This window comes from Bacteroides sp. M10 (assembly GCF_014334015.1).
GTDB lineage: Bacteria > Bacteroidota > Bacteroidia > Bacteroidales > Bacteroidaceae > Bacteroides > Bacteroides intestinigallinarum.
Genome location: NZ_CP060488.1, coordinates 950,428 through 969,751 on the forward strand (window position 1 = coordinate 950,428; position 19,324 = coordinate 969,751).

12 protein-coding genes are annotated in these 19,324 nt (G+C 41.5%); 10 read left to right on the plus strand and 2 right to left on the minus strand.

The features are described from left to right. The first annotated feature begins 7 nt into the window (after positions 1–7). From H8796_RS03770 to H8796_RS03805, 8 genes are all read left to right on the plus strand, one after another. On the plus strand, positions 8–1,183 hold the full coding sequence (locus H8796_RS03770) for a glycosidase (RefSeq protein WP_117932901.1): 1,176 nt from the start codon (positions 8–10) through the stop codon (positions 1,181–1,183). A 16-nt stretch (positions 1,184–1,199) separates the two neighbouring features. Further along, the gene (locus H8796_RS03775; protein ID WP_117932899.1) at positions 1,200–2,570 is read left to right on the plus strand and encodes an MFS transporter; all 1,371 of its coding nucleotides are present in this window, start codon (positions 1,200–1,202) and stop codon (positions 2,568–2,570) included. After that, the gene (locus tag H8796_RS03780; RefSeq protein WP_117932897.1) at positions 2,571–3,764 is read left to right on the plus strand and encodes an AGE family epimerase/isomerase; all 1,194 of its coding nucleotides are present in this window, start codon (positions 2,571–2,573) and stop codon (positions 3,762–3,764) included. It abuts the gene before it with no gap. Positions 3,765–3,800: 36 nt separating this feature from the next. Then, positions 3,801–4,439 carry a hypothetical protein gene (locus H8796_RS03785; RefSeq protein WP_117932895.1) on the plus strand — a complete coding sequence of 213 codons (639 nt, stop codon included), beginning with the start codon at positions 3,801–3,803 and terminating at the stop codon, positions 4,437–4,439. 407 nt (positions 4,440–4,846) lie between these two features. Continuing rightward, the gene (locus tag H8796_RS03790; protein ID WP_187343935.1) at positions 4,847–5,371 is read left to right on the plus strand and encodes an NUDIX domain-containing protein; all 525 of its coding nucleotides are present in this window, start codon (positions 4,847–4,849) and stop codon (positions 5,369–5,371) included. A gap of 178 nt (positions 5,372–5,549) precedes the next feature. Next, positions 5,550–6,860, plus strand: a complete 1,311-nt coding sequence (locus tag H8796_RS03795; protein WP_117932891.1) for an ATP-binding protein — start codon at positions 5,550–5,552, stop codon at positions 6,858–6,860. Between the two features lie 23 nt (positions 6,861–6,883). Then, positions 6,884–9,901, plus strand: coding sequence for a tetratricopeptide repeat protein (locus tag H8796_RS03800; RefSeq protein ID WP_117932889.1), 3,018 nt, complete (start codon positions 6,884–6,886; stop codon positions 9,899–9,901). 21 nt (positions 9,902–9,922) lie between these two features. Continuing rightward, complete coding sequence (locus H8796_RS03805; RefSeq protein WP_117932887.1) at positions 9,923–11,644, plus strand: TonB-dependent receptor; 1,722 nt, start codon at positions 9,923–9,925, stop codon at positions 11,642–11,644. 81 nt (positions 11,645–11,725) lie between these two features. Here H8796_RS03805 and H8796_RS03810 read toward each other — a convergent pair whose 3' ends face one another. Continuing rightward, complete coding sequence (locus tag H8796_RS03810) at positions 11,726–12,331, minus strand: DsbA family protein (RefSeq protein ID WP_117932885.1); 606 nt, start codon at positions 12,329–12,331, stop codon at positions 11,726–11,728. A gap of 424 nt (positions 12,332–12,755) precedes the next feature. Between H8796_RS03810 and topA the strand changes: the two genes are divergently transcribed. Both topA and H8796_RS03820 read left to right on the plus strand, forming a co-directional pair. After that, positions 12,756–15,101: a type I DNA topoisomerase gene (gene topA, locus H8796_RS03815; RefSeq protein WP_117932883.1), complete on the plus strand. Its 2,346-nt coding sequence runs from the start codon at positions 12,756–12,758 to the stop codon at positions 15,099–15,101. An 80-nt stretch (positions 15,102–15,181) separates the two neighbouring features. Continuing rightward, entirely contained in the window at positions 15,182–17,272 is a 2,091-nt protein-coding gene (locus H8796_RS03820; protein WP_117932881.1) for an LruC domain-containing protein, read from the plus strand. Positions 17,273–17,489: 217 nt separating this feature from the next. Here H8796_RS03820 and argS read toward each other — a convergent pair whose 3' ends face one another. Further along, entirely contained in the window at positions 17,490–19,307 is a 1,818-nt protein-coding gene (gene argS, locus H8796_RS03825; protein WP_117932879.1) for an arginine--tRNA ligase, read from the minus strand. Between the last annotated feature and the right edge of the window lie 17 nt (positions 19,308–19,324).

Below are 19,324 nucleotides of genomic sequence, written 5' to 3' on the forward strand. Positions count from 1 at the left end.
TAGAAAGATGACTTCTTTTAAAAATAAATTGCAAACACTTTTTGAAGAGTACGAACAGTTAATCACTCGTACAAACAAGCCATTGGAAAATGGAAATGGTATTTTCACACGTTATCAATATCCCATACTCACAGCAGCTCATACTCCCGTCTTCTGGCGGTATGATCTGGATGAACAAACAAATCCGTTTTTGATGGAACGTATTGGCATGAACGCCACCCTAAACTCCGGCGCTATCAAGTGGAATGGAAAATACTTATTGATAGTCCGTGTAGAAGGAGCCGACCGCAAGTCTTTTTTCGCAGTGGCTGAAAGTCCTAATGGAATTGACAATTTTCGTTTCTGGGATTATCCGATAGTGATGCCTGAAGATATCATTCCTGCCACGAACATTTATGATATGCGTTTGACAGCTCATGAAGACGGATGGATTTATGGAATCTTCTGTGCAGAACGCCACGATGACACAGCTCCGGCTGGCGATCTTTCATCTGCTACGGCAACCGCTGCAATAGCCCGTACGAAGGACTTGAAAATATGGGAACGCTTGCCGGATTTAAAAACAAAAAGCCAGCAACGTAATGTGGTTCTTCATCCGGAGTTTGTAAATGGAAAATATGCTTTGTACACACGCCCCCAAGATGGTTTTATCGATGCCGGCAGCGGTGGCGGTATTGGCTGGGCACTACTGGACGACATGACACATGCAGAAGTAAAAGATGAAATAATTATCGACCGGCGTTATTATCACACCATCAAGGAGGTGAAAAATGGAGAGGGTCCCCACCCTATCAAAACTCCGCAAGGATGGTTACATCTGGCACACGGAGTACGAGGGTGTGCTGCCGGGCTTCGTTATGTGCTTTATATGTACATGACCTCGTTGGAAGATCCGACAAAAGTGATCGCCTCTCCGGCTGGTTTCTTTATGGCTCCGGAAGGAGAAGAACGCATCGGAGATGTTTCCAATGTACTCTTTACCAACGGATGGATTGTTGATGAGGATGGCAAAGTGTTTATCTACTATGCTTCTTCCGACACACGTATGCATGTGGCTACTTCTACGGTTGACCGATTGGTGGATTATTGCCTGAATACCCCGTCTGACGGTCTGTCTTCCTCGTCTTCGGTGGCTACGCTGATAAAGCAAATAGAGAAGAACCTTCGTTTGATGAATAAATAATCATCTACTCAATACTATGATAAAACTTCAGGAAAAAATTGGATATGGTTTGGGCGATATGGCTTCTTCTATGTTTTGGAAGTTGTTCGGCTCCTATCTGATGATTTTTTATACAGATGTTTTCGGAATGTCTGCTGCAGTAGTAGGTACGATGTTTCTCGTCACCCGTATATGGGATTCCGCGTTTGACCCGATTGTCGGTGTAATAGCCGACCGGACTCAATCACGCTGGGGAAAATTTCGTCCTTATCTATTATATCTGGCCATCCCTTTTGCATTGATAGGAATACTCACATTTATGACTCCGGATTTAAGTGACACCGGCAAAATAGTGTATGCCTATATAACCTATTCGCTGATGATGATGGTGTATTCGGCCATTAATGTGCCTTATGCTTCATTACTCGGTGTCATAAGCCCGGAATCAAAAGACCGGAATACACTCTCCACCTACCGTATGACATTTGCGTATATCGGCAGTTTTATCGCGTTGCTCTTGTTTATGCCGATGGTCAATTTCTTCAGTAAAGACCATAGTGAACAATACGGTTGGATGATGAGTGTCGTTGTCATTGCCGTGTCATGTGCTTTGCTTTTTTACGGATGCTTTGCCTGGACAGAAGAACGCGTAAAGCCTATCCGGGAACAGCAGAACTCATTGAAAACTGATTTGTCGGACTTACTTCATAACCGTCCCTGGTGGATTCTTTTAGGAGCCGGGATTGCCGCTTTGGTGTTCAACTCCATTCGCGACGGGGCAACAGTGTATTACTTCAAATACTATATCGTAGAGGAAGAACATGCCTCTATTTCTCTGCTCGGCATTTCTTTTGTGTTAAGCGGGCTATATCTGGCAGTGGGGCAAGCTGCCAATATTTTAGGAGTCATTCTGGCTGCTCCGTTAAGTAACAGCATTGGTAAAAAGAAAACATACATGGGAGCCATGCTGATAGCCACAGTGTTTTCCGTCATCTTTTATTGGCTGGATAAAGAGGAATTGGTGCTTATTTTCACTTTTCAGATATTAATCAGTATTTGTGCGGGAAGCATATTTCCTTTATTATGGTCGATGTATGCGGACTGTGCTGATTACTCTGAATTGCAGACCGGTCATCGTGCCACAGGGCTTATCTTTTCTTCATCTTCCATGAGCCAGAAATTTGGTTGGGCTATCGGTAGTGCAGCAACAGGATGGTTATTGGCATTTTTCGGGTTTGAAGCTAACGCTATACAGAGTGCCGAGACTATTCATGGAATTAAAATGTTCCTAAGTTGGTTGCCGGCTGTAGGGACGGTTCTTAGCATACTTTTTATAAGTCTGTATCCTTTATCGGAAGAACGGATGTGTGAGATAACCAATCAGTTGAACGCTAAAAGAAAGGAATAAATGGAAAAGACAGTAACAAAGTTAAGGGAAGAAATGCAGAGTGTACTGACAGAGAATATTCTTCCTTTTTGGATGAATCGCATGGTAGATACAGAGCATGGCGGCTTTCATGGATGTATTGCCGGTAATGGAGAAGTGATTGGTGGGGCTCCGAAAGGAGTAGTATTGAATGCACGTATTCTATGGACATTTTCATCCGCCTATCGCCTGCTCTGTAAAGAAGAATATTTGGAAATGGCAACCCGCGCTAAAAGAGAAATCATCGATCATTTTTACGATCCTGTATATGGAGGCGTATATTGGTCACTTTCCGAAGACCATACTCCTTTGGACACCAAAAAACAAATATATGCGTTGGGATTTGCTATTTATGGACTTAGTGAGTATTTTCGAGCGACGGAAGATAAAGAGGCATTGGAGTACGCCATACGTTTATTCAATGATATTGAAGAACACAGCTTTGACCGGAAAAAAAACGGATATTGTGAGGCGCTGACCCGTGAATGGGAAACAATAGAAGATATGCGTTTGAGCGAAAAGGATGAGAATGAACGGAAAACAATGAATACGCATTTACATATTCTGGAACCTTATGCCAATTTATACCGGGTATGGAAAGATGACTGGCTGGAAAGACAACTACGGAATCTTATAGAGCTTTTCACAGAGCGAATCATAAACTTTGAAACAAAGCATTTGGATCTGTTTTTTGATGATGACTGGAACAGTAAATATAACATTGTTTCGTACGGGCACGATATCGAAGCTTCCTGGCTCCTGCATGAAGCAGCTTTAACTCTTGGCGACAGACGGCTGGCAGAGCGTATCGAACCTTATGTAATTGACATGGCAGAAGCCGCCTCTGAAGGATTTCTTCCCGGTGCAGGTATGATTTATGAGATGCATGGTGACCGTGCCTCAATAGATGCCGACCGGCATTGGTGGGTGCAAGCTGAATCTGTTGTGGGTTATATGAATCTTTACCAGTATTTTGACGACTGTTTGTCATTAGTACGGGCTACCCAATGCTGGGAGCTCATAAAAGAACATTTGATCGACAGCGAAGGAGAATGGTTCTGGAGCCTACGAGCAGATGGTACAGTGAATAAAACCGATGATAAAGCCGGCTTCTGGAAATGTCCCTATCATAATGGAAGGATGTGTATGGAGGTAATAGAACGTTTTCACGAATAAATATAAATTACTATCTTACAACAAAACAGCTATCTTATGATTAGAAAAACAAGCAAGAAGTGGCTGATCACTTTATTACTTATTATTTGCTACTCATCAATTAGCGTAGCACAGCAAACTATACAACTAAGTGGAAAAAGTCAAGGTAAGCGTTTTGATGGTATTGGGGTAGTTAATGGAGGCGGTGCAACATCCGTCTTACTGAAGGACTATCCTGAACAACAGCGTAACGAAATCATGGATATGGTCTATAAACCTATGTTCGGTGGTTCTGTCAGTTCATTGCTCGTAGAAATTCCCGGTGACGGCAACTGTACTCTGGTTATCACCCGAGGAAAACGCGACCAGAAAGAGCTCATTGGCGGTGCTGAACAGCAAGCCATGATCCTTGCTCGTACCGATATGGAGATTGGTGGTGAATACACGCTGGCCAGTGTCAAGATTGAAGGTGTCAACGCCTGCCAATGGCATTCATTGAAACTACGCCTCCTTGGCGACGAACTAACAGGTTTTGTAGATGGAAAGGAAGTGGTGAAAGCTACATCAGCCCACTATCTACGCGGTATGGCCGGACTAATGGCTCCGTTACAAAAACAGCGTATCTGCACCCCCTATTTTGACAATCTCAAGATTCAGCCCATTGGGCGCACCAAAGGTTACAAACGTTGGATATAAGACCAATGTACCCTTCCCACCAGGCAAATTATCGCGAGTAAAATAGACTTATCCAATAAAGAATGATGAGGAAGTCAAATTTGTCTATCATCTAAAAGGAGACAATTCTCAACAGAATCATCAATGAAAAATCATAAGATCAAATCTATATCTCCGTTAATATCCCCCAATTAACAAGACGTTAATTGCTTCCAACAGATAGTACTTCTATTGTTATGGAAGCTAAATAACTCATATAACGGGAGTATTATTAATAGTTTCAAAAAAAGTAGGAAATAGGAGTTAGAAATAACTCTTATTTCCTACTTTCTGCAATACAGGGCTCATTATCCCTCCTTTTTGTTTACTTAATCTCGTTTTTTTATAACTTTGCAAGCATAAACAAAAACCTGGAAATATATACGATCATGGAACATCCTCTTGCCCAATTCCTATATTGCCCTGAATGTGGTTCCTCTCATTTTGAGATCAATAACGAGAAATCTAAAAAATGTGCAGATTGCGGCTTTGTCTATTATTTCAATCCTTCTGCCGCCACAGTAGCACTCATCTTGAATGAGAAAAATGAACTGCTTGTCTGCCGACGTGCCAAAGAGCCAGCCAAAGGAACTCTCGACCTACCCGGCGGATTCATCGATATGAATGAAACGGGCGAAGAAGGTGTTGCCCGCGAAGTACTGGAAGAAACAGGGCTGAAAGTTAAAAAAGCCGTTTACCAGTTCACACTTCCCAATATTTATGTTTATTCAGGTTTTCCTGTACACACACTCGATATGTTTTTCCTCTGCACTGTAGAAAACATGAGCTATTTCTCCGCTATGGATGATGTAGCAGATGCTTTCTTCCTGCCTCTCTCCGAAATTCATCCGGAAGATTTTGGACTGGATTCTATCCGGCGAGGACTTATTCTGTTTCTAGCTCAATACCACTAAAATCATTCTATCAGTCTGATATAATGCGTATTTTTTATCATCAGAGCAATTTATCACATAATCTTAAACAATCATATTATATTACTATAAATGAACAAAATACAACATATTGTGTTATCTTTGTAACCACCATTAATTTAATGGCCATTAAATTAACCGCCATTAAGATAGCAATAATATGAAGTTCTACGACCGAAAGAAAGAAATGGCGATACTGTATGCAGCTAAAGAGCAATCACAAACGAGCGCTTGCTTTACTGTAATGACCGGACGCCGACGAATCGGAAAAACAGCTCTACTCTTAGAGTCTGTCAAAGACACCCGATTCGTATATATATTTGTAGCAAGAAAGAGTGAAGTCCTGCTTTGCGCACAATATCAACCTGTCATAGAGGAAACACTTGGCATTCGTATCTATGGAGAAATCAGAGAGTTCGCACAGCTCTTTGAACTGCTGATGCAACATTCCCAAAAGGAAAATTTCACATTAATCATTGACGAATTTCAAGAATTCCTCTATATCAATCCGTCTATCGTCAGTGACATACAACGTATCTGGGATCAATATCACGCGACTTCCAAAATCAATTTCATTGTATGCGGTTCCGTTTATTCAATGATGAAAAGAATATTCGAAGACCGCAAGGAGCCACTATACGGACGCCTTACCGCCCGAATTGCCCTGCATCCATTCACCACCACTGTTATCAAAGAGATTCTGGCAGACCATGCCCCCCAATTCACATCGGAAGATTTGCTTTGCCTGTATTTACTGACAGGTGGAGTAGCCAAATACATCACCCTATTGATGGAAGCGAAAGCATTTAATAAAAATGCCATGATAAATTATGCGCTTTCCGAAGGCTCACCATTTCTGACAGAAGGCAAAGACATGTTGATTTCCGAGTTCGGGAAAGACTATGCCAATTATTTTTCTATCCTATCTCTCATTGCGGAAGGAAAAACAACACAACGAGAGATTGATTCCATCATCAATAAAAACACCGGTTCCTATTTAGCCAACCTTGAGGATGAATATTCATTAATCAAAAAAGTGAAACCGATGTTCGCTAAACCTAATAGTCGTGCTACCCGTTATTGCCTGCAAGACAATTTTCTACGATTCTGGTTTCGCTTCATTTTCCCAAACAACGCAGTACTGGAAATGGGGAAAAACCATTTACTGATAGAATATGTAGAAAAGAACTACGAACAATACAGCGGCCTACTGTTAGAAAAATATTTCCGTGAACGTATCGCTGAAGAAGAGGAAGTTACTGACGTAGGTAACTATTGGGACAAAAACGGAGAAAATGAAATAGACCTGATTGCCCTCAACCGGTTTAACAAAACAGCACTTATCGGAGAAGTAAAAAGAAATCCGAGAAAAATAAGTATCCCGGCATTGGAAAAGAAAGGAGAAACTTTACATAAAGAATTAAATGATTATAAAATAACTTTCAAAGGATTCTCATTGAAAGATATGTAGTACTTTTGCATAAACACCCGATTATGAAAAAAGAAATTACTAGACTCATTTGTGCGGCTATCTGCTGCACGCCTATGATAGGATTTGCCCAGACAAGTGATAAGTTCACTTCGACCGACAACCTTTATAAAGAAGGAAAAGAACTTTTCCAGGAAAAAAATTATGCAGCCGCCCTGCCGGCACTGAAAGCATTTGTAAAACAAAAGCCAACCGCCAGCCTTCTTCAAGACGCAGAATATATGCTGGCCAGTTCTGCTTATGAACTGAAAGACAAGAACCGGATCGAAATCCTGCGCAAGTATCTCGACCGCTATCCGGACACTCCTTACGCCAACCGTATTTATGCACTATTAGCCTCCTGCTACTTCTATGAAGGAAAATACGACGAAGCACTGGCACTCTTCAACTCTGCCGACCTCGGTCTGCTGGGTAATGAGGAACGAGATGACTGTACTTACCAATTGGCTACCTGTTATCTGAAAACCGATAATCTGCGAGAAGCAGCAATTTGGTTTGAAACATTGCGCGCCAACAGTCCCCAATATGCCAAAGACTGTGATTATTATCTCTCTTATATCCGCTATACGCAAAAACGCTATAACGAAGCACTGAAAGGTTTCTTGCCGTTACAGGACGATTCGAAGTACAAGGCACTTGTCCCCTATTACATTGCCGAAATTTATGCACAGCTTCAAAACTACGATAAGGCACAGATTGTAGCACAAAACTATCTGTCGGCCTATCCAAATAACGAGCATGCCGCAGAGATGTATCGCATTCTGGGAGATGCCTACTACCACTTCGGACAATATCACCAAGCTGTAGAAGCATTCAACAATTACCTGAACAAAGATCATTCGGCTCCGCGTCGCGATGCTCTTTATATGTTAGGGCTCTCCTACTATCAGACGAAAGTCTATTCCAAAGCAGCCGAAACATTAGGCAAGGTCACAACTGCCAATGATGCCCTTACTCAAAATGCATACCTCCACATGGGACTCTCTTATCTGCAACTGGCAGAAAAAAGCAAAGCCCGCATGGCTTTCGAACAGGCAGCCGCCTCCAGTGCTAATATGCAAATCAAGGAACAGGCAGCCTACAATTACGCTCTTTGCCTGCATGAAACTTCCTTCTCCGCTTTCGGCGAATCCGTCACTGCCTTTGAGAAGTTCCTGAATGAATTCCCGACTTCTCCTTACGCTGAAAAAGTCAGCAGCTATTTGGTAGGAGTTTACATGAATACCCGCAGTTATGATGCAGCCCTGAAATCCATCGACCGGATAGCCAAACCAAGTGCACAAATATTGGAAGCCAAACAGAAAATCCTGTTCCAACTAGGTACACAAGCATTTGCTAATGCTGATTTCACACAGGCTCTTAAATATCTGAATCAATCCATCGCCATCGGACAATATAACCGGCAGACCAAAGCAGACGCTTACTACTGGTGCGGCGAATCTTACTACCGCCTCAACCGAATGACGGAAGCAACCCGTGACTTCAACGCTTACCTGCAACTCACCACCCAGCCCAATAACGAAATGTACGCACTTGCCAACTACAACCTAGGGTATATCGCTTTCCACCGCAAAGACTATACACAGGCAAGCAATTATTTCCAAAAGTACATCCAACTGGAAAAAGGTGAAAATACAACCGCGCTTGCCGATGCCTATAACCGTATCGGTGACTGTTACCTGCATGTACGCAGCTTCGAAGAAGCCAAACATTACTACTCACAAGCGGAACAAATGAATACTCCTTCCGGCGACTATTCTTTCTATCAACTCGCTCTCGTATCGGGATTACAGAAAGACTATTCCGGCAAAATCACTTTATTAAACCGACTGGTGGGTAAATATCCTTCTTCTCCTTATGCAGTAAATGCCATTTATGAGAAAGGGCGTTCTTATGTCCTGATGGATAACAACAATCAAGCCATTACCTCTTTCAAAGAATTGCTAAGCAAATACCCCGAAAGTCCTGTCAGCCGGAAAGCCGCTGCAGAAATCGGATTATTGTACTATCAGAAAGGAGACTACAATCAGGCTATCGGAGCTTACAAGGAAGTAATCGAAAAATATCCGGGCAGCGAAGAAGCCCGCCTTGCCATGCGTGACTTGAAATCTATTTATGTAGACCTGAACCGCATCGACGAATTTGCAGCTTTAGCAAATGCCATGCCGGGACATATCCGTTTCGATGCCAATGAACAAGACTCACTTACGTATGCCGCTGCAGAAAAGATTTATATAAAAGGCCGGATGGAAGAAGCCAAAACAAGTCTCAACAAATACTTGCAGACTTTCCCGGAAGGTGCTTTCAGTTTGAATGCGCATTATTACCTCTGCCTGATTGGTAACGAACAGAAGAATTACGATATGGTTCTTCTCCATTCCGGTAAGTTATTGGAATATCCTAACAACCCATTTGCAGAAGAAGCACTAATCTTGCGTGCCGAAGTGCAGTTCAATCAGCAAAATATGGCTGAAGCACTAGCTAGCTATAAAATGTTGAAAGAAAAAGCAACCAATGTAGAACGTCGCCAACTTGCCGAAACAGGAATTTTGCGTTGTGCCTTCCTGTTGAGAGATGACATAGAAACCATCCATGCAGCTACCGACCTGCTTGCAGAAGCCAAACTTAGTCCGGAGTTAAGGAACGAAGCTCTTTATTACCGTGCTAAAGCCTACACCAAGCAAAAGGCTGACAAAAAAGCACTGGAAGATTATCGTGAACTGGCAAAAGATACACGTAACTCTTACGGTGCCGAAGCAAAATATCAGGTTGCACAATCACTTTACGATGCAAAAGAATATGCCGCTGCAGAAAAAGAGTTGCTCAACTATATAGAACAGAGCACACCTCATGCTTATTGGCTGGCACGTAGTTTTGTCCTTCTGTCCGATGTTTACCACGCTACGGGCAAAGATCTGGATGCACGTCAGTATCTGTTAAGTTTGCAACAGAATTACCAGGGTAATGACGATATTCAAAGCATGATTGAAAGCAGACTTCGTAAATTGAAAGTTGAGAATTGAGAATTAAATAAATAGAAAAGTATGAAACGATCTCATTATATAATAGGAGGACTCGCATTGGCAATCTCAATGCCATCCTGCCTTCAAGCCCAAACTACCCAACCGAAAGATACGACAATGAACCGCACGGTCATTGTAGAACAAGAATATAACCCGGACATTATGGATGCTTCGAAAGTGAACGTCCTGCCTAAAGTAGAAGAACCGACAGTAAGCAAAAAAGAGGTAGAATATGCTACAACATTCTTTCCGGCTACTTCTGTTCCGGCAGGTCTGATGAGTCCCTATACCGGAAAAGAAATTCAGCCAGGCACTACTCCCGGATATGTACGTGCCGGATATGGCAATTATGGCAATTTGGACATTCTTGCCAATTATCTATTCCGCCTGTCGAAGAAAGATAAACTGAATGTACGTTTCCAGATGGATGGAATGGATGGTAAATTGACCCTTCCCTTCACAGATGGAGAGAAATGGAACGCTTTCTACTACCGCACACGTGCTAATGTAGATTATACGCATCAATTCGATAAGTTGGATTTAAATATTGCCGGAAACTTCGGATTGAGCAACTTCAACTTCCAACCGGGAAGCGTAAACAGCAAGCAGAAATTCACATCCGGTGACTTCCATGCGGGCATTCATTTCATTGATGAGACTGCACCACTGCGTTTCAATGCAGAAACAAATCTGTTGATGTATGAACGTCAGCATAACATGTTCAATGAATCTGAAGCCAATACAGGTATCAAGGAGACAATCATACGTACCAAAGGCGATGTCACGGGAGCTATCGGTGACCAACAATTAATAACTATCGCTCTGGAAATGAACAATCTTCTCTACAGCGGATATACAAAGAATGTTTCCACCGGAGATGAATATTTCAAGAACTACACAACGCTTCTTTTAAATCCATATTATGAACTGGATAATGATGACTGGAAATTGCATATCGGAGCCAATGTAGATTTATCTTTCGGATTTGATAAGTCTTTCCGTATTTCACCCGATATCACTGCACAGTATATTTTTTCTGATAGCTACATTGTTTATGCAAAAGCAACTGGCGGTAAGCAACTGAATGATTTCCGCAGATTAGAAAATATATGTCCTTACGGTGAACTGCCGGAGGCAAATACCACTGCTACTTTGGGATATGTACAACGTCCTTATGATACTTACGAGCAAATCAACGGTAGTATAGGATTCAAAGCAAGCCCTTATCCGGGACTTTGGTTCAACGTGTTCGGTGGTTATCAGAATCTAAAGAACGACTTATCTTATTTAGGTTTTGACCCAAGTAATATTCATTCAGGCTCTTATCTTTCTTTTGCTCAAGATAATACAAATAATCTCTACCTTGGCGGTGAAATCAGTTACGATTACAAAGATATCCTCGGAATATCAGCTAAATATACTTACCGTAATTGGGACAGCAAAACAGAGGAATATCTGTTGGCTGTGAAACCTGTCAGTGAAATGTCTTTCAATGTACGTATTCATCCGATCTCTGCTCTTAACATAAATCTGGGTTATGATTACATCAACCGGAAAGAAGTGAAAGAGTATGCAAAAATGACCGCAATTAATGATTTGCATATCGGAGCCAGCTATAATATATTCAAAGGAGTATCCGTTTATGCGCAAGTACATAACCTGCTGAACAAGAAATATCAATATTATTTGGGTTATCCTACGGAAGGATTCAATTTCTTGGGAGGATTGAGTTTCCGGTTCTAAGAAAATTAGACAGAATATAATAAAAACACAATATGCTCATCCCGTACTATTCGAGATGGGCATATTGCATTAAATATCATCTTATTTCATTTTAATATATACCACCGAACGTCCTGAACCATATTTCTTCAGGATCCCTCTTTCAATAAAAGCATTAATATCCTGCAATGCCTGCTTCTTCGTCTTGCCAACAAGCTGGGCATAATCCTGCCGATTGATACAGGAATGGTCTTCAAAAAAAATATTCAAACGTTGCAAACATTTCTCTTCTTCCAATGGATTCTTTACACGGAATGGCGAATGACAACGTTGTAGCTCAATCCGACTCTCAATCTCCTTTTTAAGCTGTCGATTCACACGAAAATTAATATCTTTCAAAGATATGGACGGCGAACGTAAATCTTTTGCTTCCAAGACCCTTTTATTCACACTTAAAGAAAGAGTAAAATAGCCTATATCTCCCAATTCGACGGAGAATCCCTTCAATAGCAAATGCTGCAACTCTTTCGATATAGCTTCAATGACACCCACCACTTGTGCATGCGGCATATGCTGAAAGATTGTTACCTGTTCTACAAATTCCTCGGCTGTATAACTGCCTTTCAATACGACACGTGCATGTAAAGGTTGTTCTTCCCCGCTTTTTGCGAGATCGGGAGTCTCATAAAGATCATAATTCACACTCATAATTTATTAGTTTTTCATTAGGAAAGAGTAAAAACAGCCTTCCTATATATTAATTATTTATCCTGCATTTAAGTTTTCGCTCTACTTAACTGGAACGAAAACTCAGATGCTAACGAAACAAATGTACGCAGAATATACATACACTAATCGATACTAACGGAAATTTAATTTCATACAGTTTATCTTTTAGAAATGATAAATGGATTCTCACCAACAATTATCCAAGCTTGATCTCTTTAGCAATATCGCACAGTACCTGATGAAAACATCAAGTATCGACAATGTATATGGAGAAATCTTAAGATCAACAGATGCAAAACTGAAGATTTTATTAAATTCTCCTTATAATATAAGGTAGGGAGAATCTTTTTTTTTACTTTTGTCCCCGAATATTGTGGTACAAGCCATTATAAAAGAAAGAATTATGCAGAAAAACCTTGTCATTGTCGAGTCTCCGGCAAAAGCAAAAACGATTGAAAAGTTTCTGGGGAAAGATTTCAAAGTCCTTTCTAGTTACGGACACATACGCGATCTGAAGAAAAAAGATTTCAGTATCGACGTAAATAATGATTTTAAACCCAGCTACGAAATCCCGGCAGACAAAAAGACGCTGGTTAGCACACTGAAGACAGAAGCTAAAGAGGCAGAAACCGTATGGCTCGCATCCGATGAGGACCGCGAGGGAGAGGCGATTGCCTGGCATCTGTATGAGGTTTTGAAACTAAAACCGGAAAACACAAAACGAATCGTATTTCATGAAATTACGAAAAGCGCTATTTTAAAAGCAATTGAACAACCACGCGACATTGACCTCAACCTCGTAAATGCACAGCAAGCACGACGGATTCTGGACCGTATCGTAGGTTTCGAACTCTCTCCCGTGCTTTGGAGAAAAGTGAAACCGGCACTTTCTGCCGGACGTGTTCAGTCAGTTGCTGTCCGCCTGATCGTTGAACGTGAACGTGAAATACATGCTTTCCAAACGGAAGCTGCTTATCGCATCACTGCCGTATTCCTCGTTCCGGACACGGACGGAAAACTGGTGGAAATGAAAGCTGAACTGGCTCGCCGTATCAAAACAAAAGAAGAAGCAAAAGCTTTCCTCAACGCATGTCAGGGAGCAAGCTTTGCCATCGACGATATTACTACCCGCCCGGTCAAGAAAACGCCTCCTGCTCCATTCACAACATCTACGTTGCAACAGGAAGCCGCACGCAAACTGGGATATACCGTAGCGCAGACCATGATGCTCGCGCAACGCTTATACGAATCGGGATTCATCACTTATATGCGTACGGACTCTGTCAACCTCTCGGAATTTGCGACAGCAGGCAGTAAAGACGCTATCATCAAAATGATGGGTGACCGCTACGTACACCCCCGTCATTTCGAAACAAAGACTAAGGGTGCACAAGAAGCGCATGAGGCTATCCGTCCTACCTATATGGAAAACCAGTCCGTTGAAGGAACAGCACAGGAAAAGAAACTGTACGACTTGATATGGAAACGCACCATTGCCTCACAAATGGCAGATGCGGAACTGGAAAAGACAACTGCTACCATAACAATAAGTGGCAGCAGCGATGTATTTACAGCCATCGGCGAAGTGATTAAGTTCGACGGATTCCTGCGTGTATACCGTGAATCTTATGATGATGACAACGAACAGGAAGATGAGAGCCACCTGCTTCCTCCTCTGAAAAAAGGTCAGAAGTTGGAACACGGCCCTATCATCGCAACCGAACGTTTCACCCAACGTCCTCCACGTTATACGGAAGCAAGTCTTGTACGCAAGTTGGAAGAACTGGGTATCGGACGTCCGTCTACGTATGCACCTACTATCTCTACCATCCAACAACGCGAATATGTGGAGAAAGGTAATAAAGACGGGGAAGAACGGCAGTTTAATGTCATGACATTGAAAGATCGCCAGATTAAGGATGAAAACCATACTGAAATTACCGGTGCAGAAAAGGCTAAGTTATTCCCAACGGATACCGGCACTGTGGTAAACGATTTCCTTACCGAATATTTTCCGGACATTCTGGATTTCAACTTTACCGCTAGCGTAGAAAAGGAATTTGACGAGATTGCAGAAGGAGAAGTGAAATGGACTTCTATCATGAAGAATTTCTATGATAAGTTCCATCCGTCTGTAGAAAATACATTGGCTATCAAGACGGAACATAAAGTAGGCGAACGTATTCTGGGAGAAGAACCGGGAACAGGTAAGACTGTTTCTGTTAAGATTGGCCGCTTCGGTCCTGTTGTACAGATTGGTACTGTAGAAGATGAAGAAAAACCACGCTTTGCACAAATGAAGAAAGGCCAATCCATGGAAACCATCACTTTGGAAGATGCATTGGAATTATTCAAATTACCTCGTACACTGGGCGAATATGAAGGAAAATCAGTCAGTGTAGGCGTAGGACGTTTCGGTCCGTATATCCTTCACAATAAGGTATATGTATCGCTCCCGAAAACACTTGACCCGATGGAAATTACTTTGGAAGAGGCAGAACAGCTGATTCTGGAGAAACGCCAGAAAGAAGCGGAACGCCACATCAAGACGTTTGAAGAGGAGCCGGAACTTGAGATTCTGAACGGACGTTACGGACCTTATATTACTTATAAGGGTTCCAATTATAAAATACCTAAAGATATCGTCCCGCAGGATTTGACACTGAAAAACTGTCTCGACTTAATCAAGCTTCAAGACGAAAAAGGAGCAAATTCAGCACCCAAAAAAAAGTTTACGAAAAAGAAGTAAGAAAATAAATGCAAGAATGATGGCAAATATATAAAAATAATTATATATTTGCCATTTAATTTATTTATTTTCAAAAACTTATGAAACAAACAAGATTTTATTTGAAAAGCACAGTTATAGGCTTGCTTTTATTTTCTCCTTTTTGCAGTTGCGTAGATAATGAACGCAATCTTTCTTCAGAAGAAGAAACGAAAAAAATCCCCAAAGAAGAATTCTTTGACTATAACATGAATCAGGCTGTTGCCGTAGACATAGACTATGCTTTTGATAACCAAACAAGGCTTTCAGGCTCTTATCGCATTCTTTTTGAGATTTATGATCAGAATCCACTCGAATTCAATGACAACACCGATGCTACCGGTACAAGTTGGGAAAAGAAGGACATAGAGCCACTTTATCGTGGCGCAACAGACCAGAATGGTAAATACTCCGGAGAGATGGCTATTTCAGCCGACATCTCAAAAGTATGGCTATATTCTGATTATTTAGGTACAGTATCTCCCTTAGAGTTGACCATTGAAGGTAACCGGATTTCCTTCAATCAGGATACATATATCAAAGCTAAACGAGCACTGGCAACATCACAAACTAGAGGAGTAACTACTAATCAGCATACCTATCTTGATGACTGGGATATTCTTCCCGGAGCAGACTGGGATGAAAATGGGAGACCTAATAATTTAGAAGATGGATTGCACATGCCTCCTGCTGATGTTCTTTACAACATCAAACACGTTTTTAGAAAAGGAACCGTCAAATTAGATAATGGAGAGAAAAAACTCCTCAACATCAGCGATAACTATCCACAATTTGTCAATGGTACAATACCAATGACATCAGATATTCCTATTGTTAAATCAACTGAAGTGAGTCTTGTTTTTGTTAATAGCTCTGCAGCATGGTATAATACAGTAGGATACTATACATATGAAACCGGTACCACACCAGATATAAAAACGATCAAAAAGACAATCGTGTTTCCAAATGTTTCTCCAGTCTACAAGACGCTGGGGAAAGGAGCTCTAGTATGCGGTGAAGAAGTGAAGCTAAAATACTGGAACGAAGAAACAAAAAGATACGAAAGTACATTCCCTAAAGGTGTTACAATCGGATGGTGTCTACAGGGAATGGGATTCAAGAGTAAGCCTACTAGTAATTCTGAAAAAGTTGGTGATATTATAAAAGGTATGGGAACACGCTATTCTACAAGAATCTTAAATAGTGATGGAAAACAAAGAACCATATCTCTACGTGATGAGACTTCCGGTAAAATCGTAGCCATCGGGTTTGAAGATAATATTGATATGGACTACTGCGATGCTCTCTTCTATATTCACACATCGGAAGAAAATGCGATTGATCCGGAGCTACCTCCACTACCACAAGAACCGGAAGCCACCCCTGGTGATAAAGACTTATACACCATCACTTATTCCGGTATACTGACCTTCGAAGACTTATGGCCCAAAGAGGGGGATTATGATATGAATGACGTAATAGTCCGTTACAACAGTACCGTTTCCCGAATGGTACTGGATAATCGGGTTTATGAAATAGAAGATAAATTTACTGTTGAACATTGTGGAGGTTATCTAAAAAATGGATTTGGGTACCAACTCCACAAGTTATCAAACAGTAACATCAAGAGTGTCAAGATTACTCCAGAAGATAATCCAACTTCCAGTTTCATGGCAGGACAACGAGTAGAGCCCGGACAAAGTCATCCTACCATCCTGCTATTTGATGACATGACTGTATTCAAAGGTATTGCGGATGAATCCAAAAGACATTATACAGTAAAAATACAACTTGACGGAATCAATGAAAAGAATATTGTTCCACCTTACAATCCATTTATTTTTATTAGTTCGAATGAAGGTAGGGGAAAAGAAGTACATTTGGTAAACTATCCTCCTACAGACAAAGTCGATACATCATTCTTCGGTACAGGAAAGGATCTTTCCAGAACTGAAGAGGGCCTCTATTATGTTTCAGTAGACATGATGCCATTTGCTATCAACATACCGGCAAGTGACGAAATCGGACAATTAACAAGCACATTAAAAGATCCCCAGAACGAGGGTAAAAGAATAGATGAGTTATATCCCAAATTCGCATCATGGGCTAAGTCGAATGGGACAAAGGATAAAAATTGGTATATAAAAAAATAATAAACCAATAAATTAAGTCGTCCGGAAAGTTTACGAAAGATCTTTTTAGACGTAGCTAACATGGATTATATGGGCTGGAGCTAATTACCCATATAATCCATATTTCATATAAAAACCTTTACAGGGAATAACAAATGAAGAGAAGAGTAAAAACATACGGGGTTCCTTTTATATATAAAAGAAACCCCGCAGAAATATATTTTGTTCAGAGAAAGTCTTACATTCTGGAAGGAACTTCGATACCCAGCAAATTCATTCCCAAGCGAACAACTTTAGCCACATTAGCAGACAGAGCGATACGGAATACTTTCACCGCCTCATTCTCTTCGCGCAGAATACTGTAGTCATGATAGAACTGATTGTATTCTTTCACTAAGTCATAAGTATAATTGGCAATAATAGACGGGCTGTAATCTTCACCGGCTTGTTTTACAACAGCAGCAAAGTCGGCAACCATCTGAATCAGCCCTTCTTCCTTTTCACTCAATTCAATACCAGCCGGAATCTGTTCAGGAATTACGATACCTGATTCGGCAGCTTTCCGAAGTACAGACTGGATACGTGCATAAGTATATTGAATAAACGGACCTGTATTACCGTTGAAGTCGATAGATTCTTTCGGATTGAATGTCATATTCTTACGGGCATCGACTTTCAGAATGAAATATTTCAATGCTCCCAGACCCACAATACGGGCAATATCATCAGCTTCTTCCTGTGTCAAACCATCCAGTTTGCCAAGTTCTTGTGAAGTTTCTTTAGCAGTGGCAATCATTTCCTCCATCAAGTCGTCAGCATCAACCACCGTACCCTCACGGGATTTCATCTTACCTTCCGGCAGTTCCACCATTCCGTAAGAGAAGTGTACCAGACTCTTACCCCATTCGAAACCAAGTTTATCGAGCAAGATAGAAAGCACCTGGAAGTGATAGTTCTGTTCGTTACCTACTACATAAATCATCTTATTAATCGGGTAATCGGCAAAACGAAGTTTAGCCGTACCGATATCCTGAGTCATGTAGACAGAAGTACCGTCACCACGGAGAAGGAGTTTATGATCCAGTCCTTCGGCAGTCAGGTCGGCCCATACGGAACCGTCTTGTTTCTTATAGAAGAAACCTTTTTCCAGCCCTTCCATTACCTTTTCTTTTCCTTCGAGGTAAGTATTGGATTCATAATAGATCTTGTCGAAGCTGACACCCATCTTCTTGTAGGTTTCGTCGAATCCGGCATATACCCAGTTGTTCATCATTTCCCACAATCCGCGTACTTCCGGATCACCGGCTTCCCACTTCACCAGCATTTCACGGGCTTCCCGCATCAATGGAGATTCAGCTTCAGCCTTTGCTTTCGCTTCATCGTCACTCATTCCCTGCGCTGTAAATTGAGCCATCAGCTCCTTTACTTCCGCTTTATAATGCTTATCGAAAGATACATAATAATCACCTACCAGGTGGTCACCCTTCTTACCCGAAGTTTCAGGAGTTTCACCGTTTCCGTATTTCTTCCATGCCAGCATGGACTTACAGATGTGGATACCACGGTCGTTTACAATATTTGTTTTGACTACCTTATTGCCGTTTGCCGCTACAATGTTAGCCAATGCGTTGCCTAAAAGGTTATTCCGCACATGTCCCAAGTGAAGCGGTTTGTTTGTATTCGGAGAAGAATACTCAATCATCACCAATGGAGAAGCGTCAGTGGCCTGCACCAAGCCGTACTGTTCATCCGCCTGAATCTCGTTCAGCAGTTCAATCCATGTAGCCGATGCAATAGTCAGGTTCAAGAACCCTTTTATCACATTAAACGCTGCTACAGCCGGATCGTTTGCCTTCAGATATTCACCGATTTCCTGTGCCGTTTGCTCCGGTCCTTTTTTTGACATCTTCAGGAAAGGAAATACCACCAACGTCAAATGTCCTTCAAATTCTTTCTTCGTTTTTTGCAACTGCACCATCTTTTCAGGGACTTCCTGACCGTAAAGTGCTTTGAGTCCGTTAAGGACGGACGCTACAAGTTTATCTTCTATCTTCATATTTACAATTATTTTCT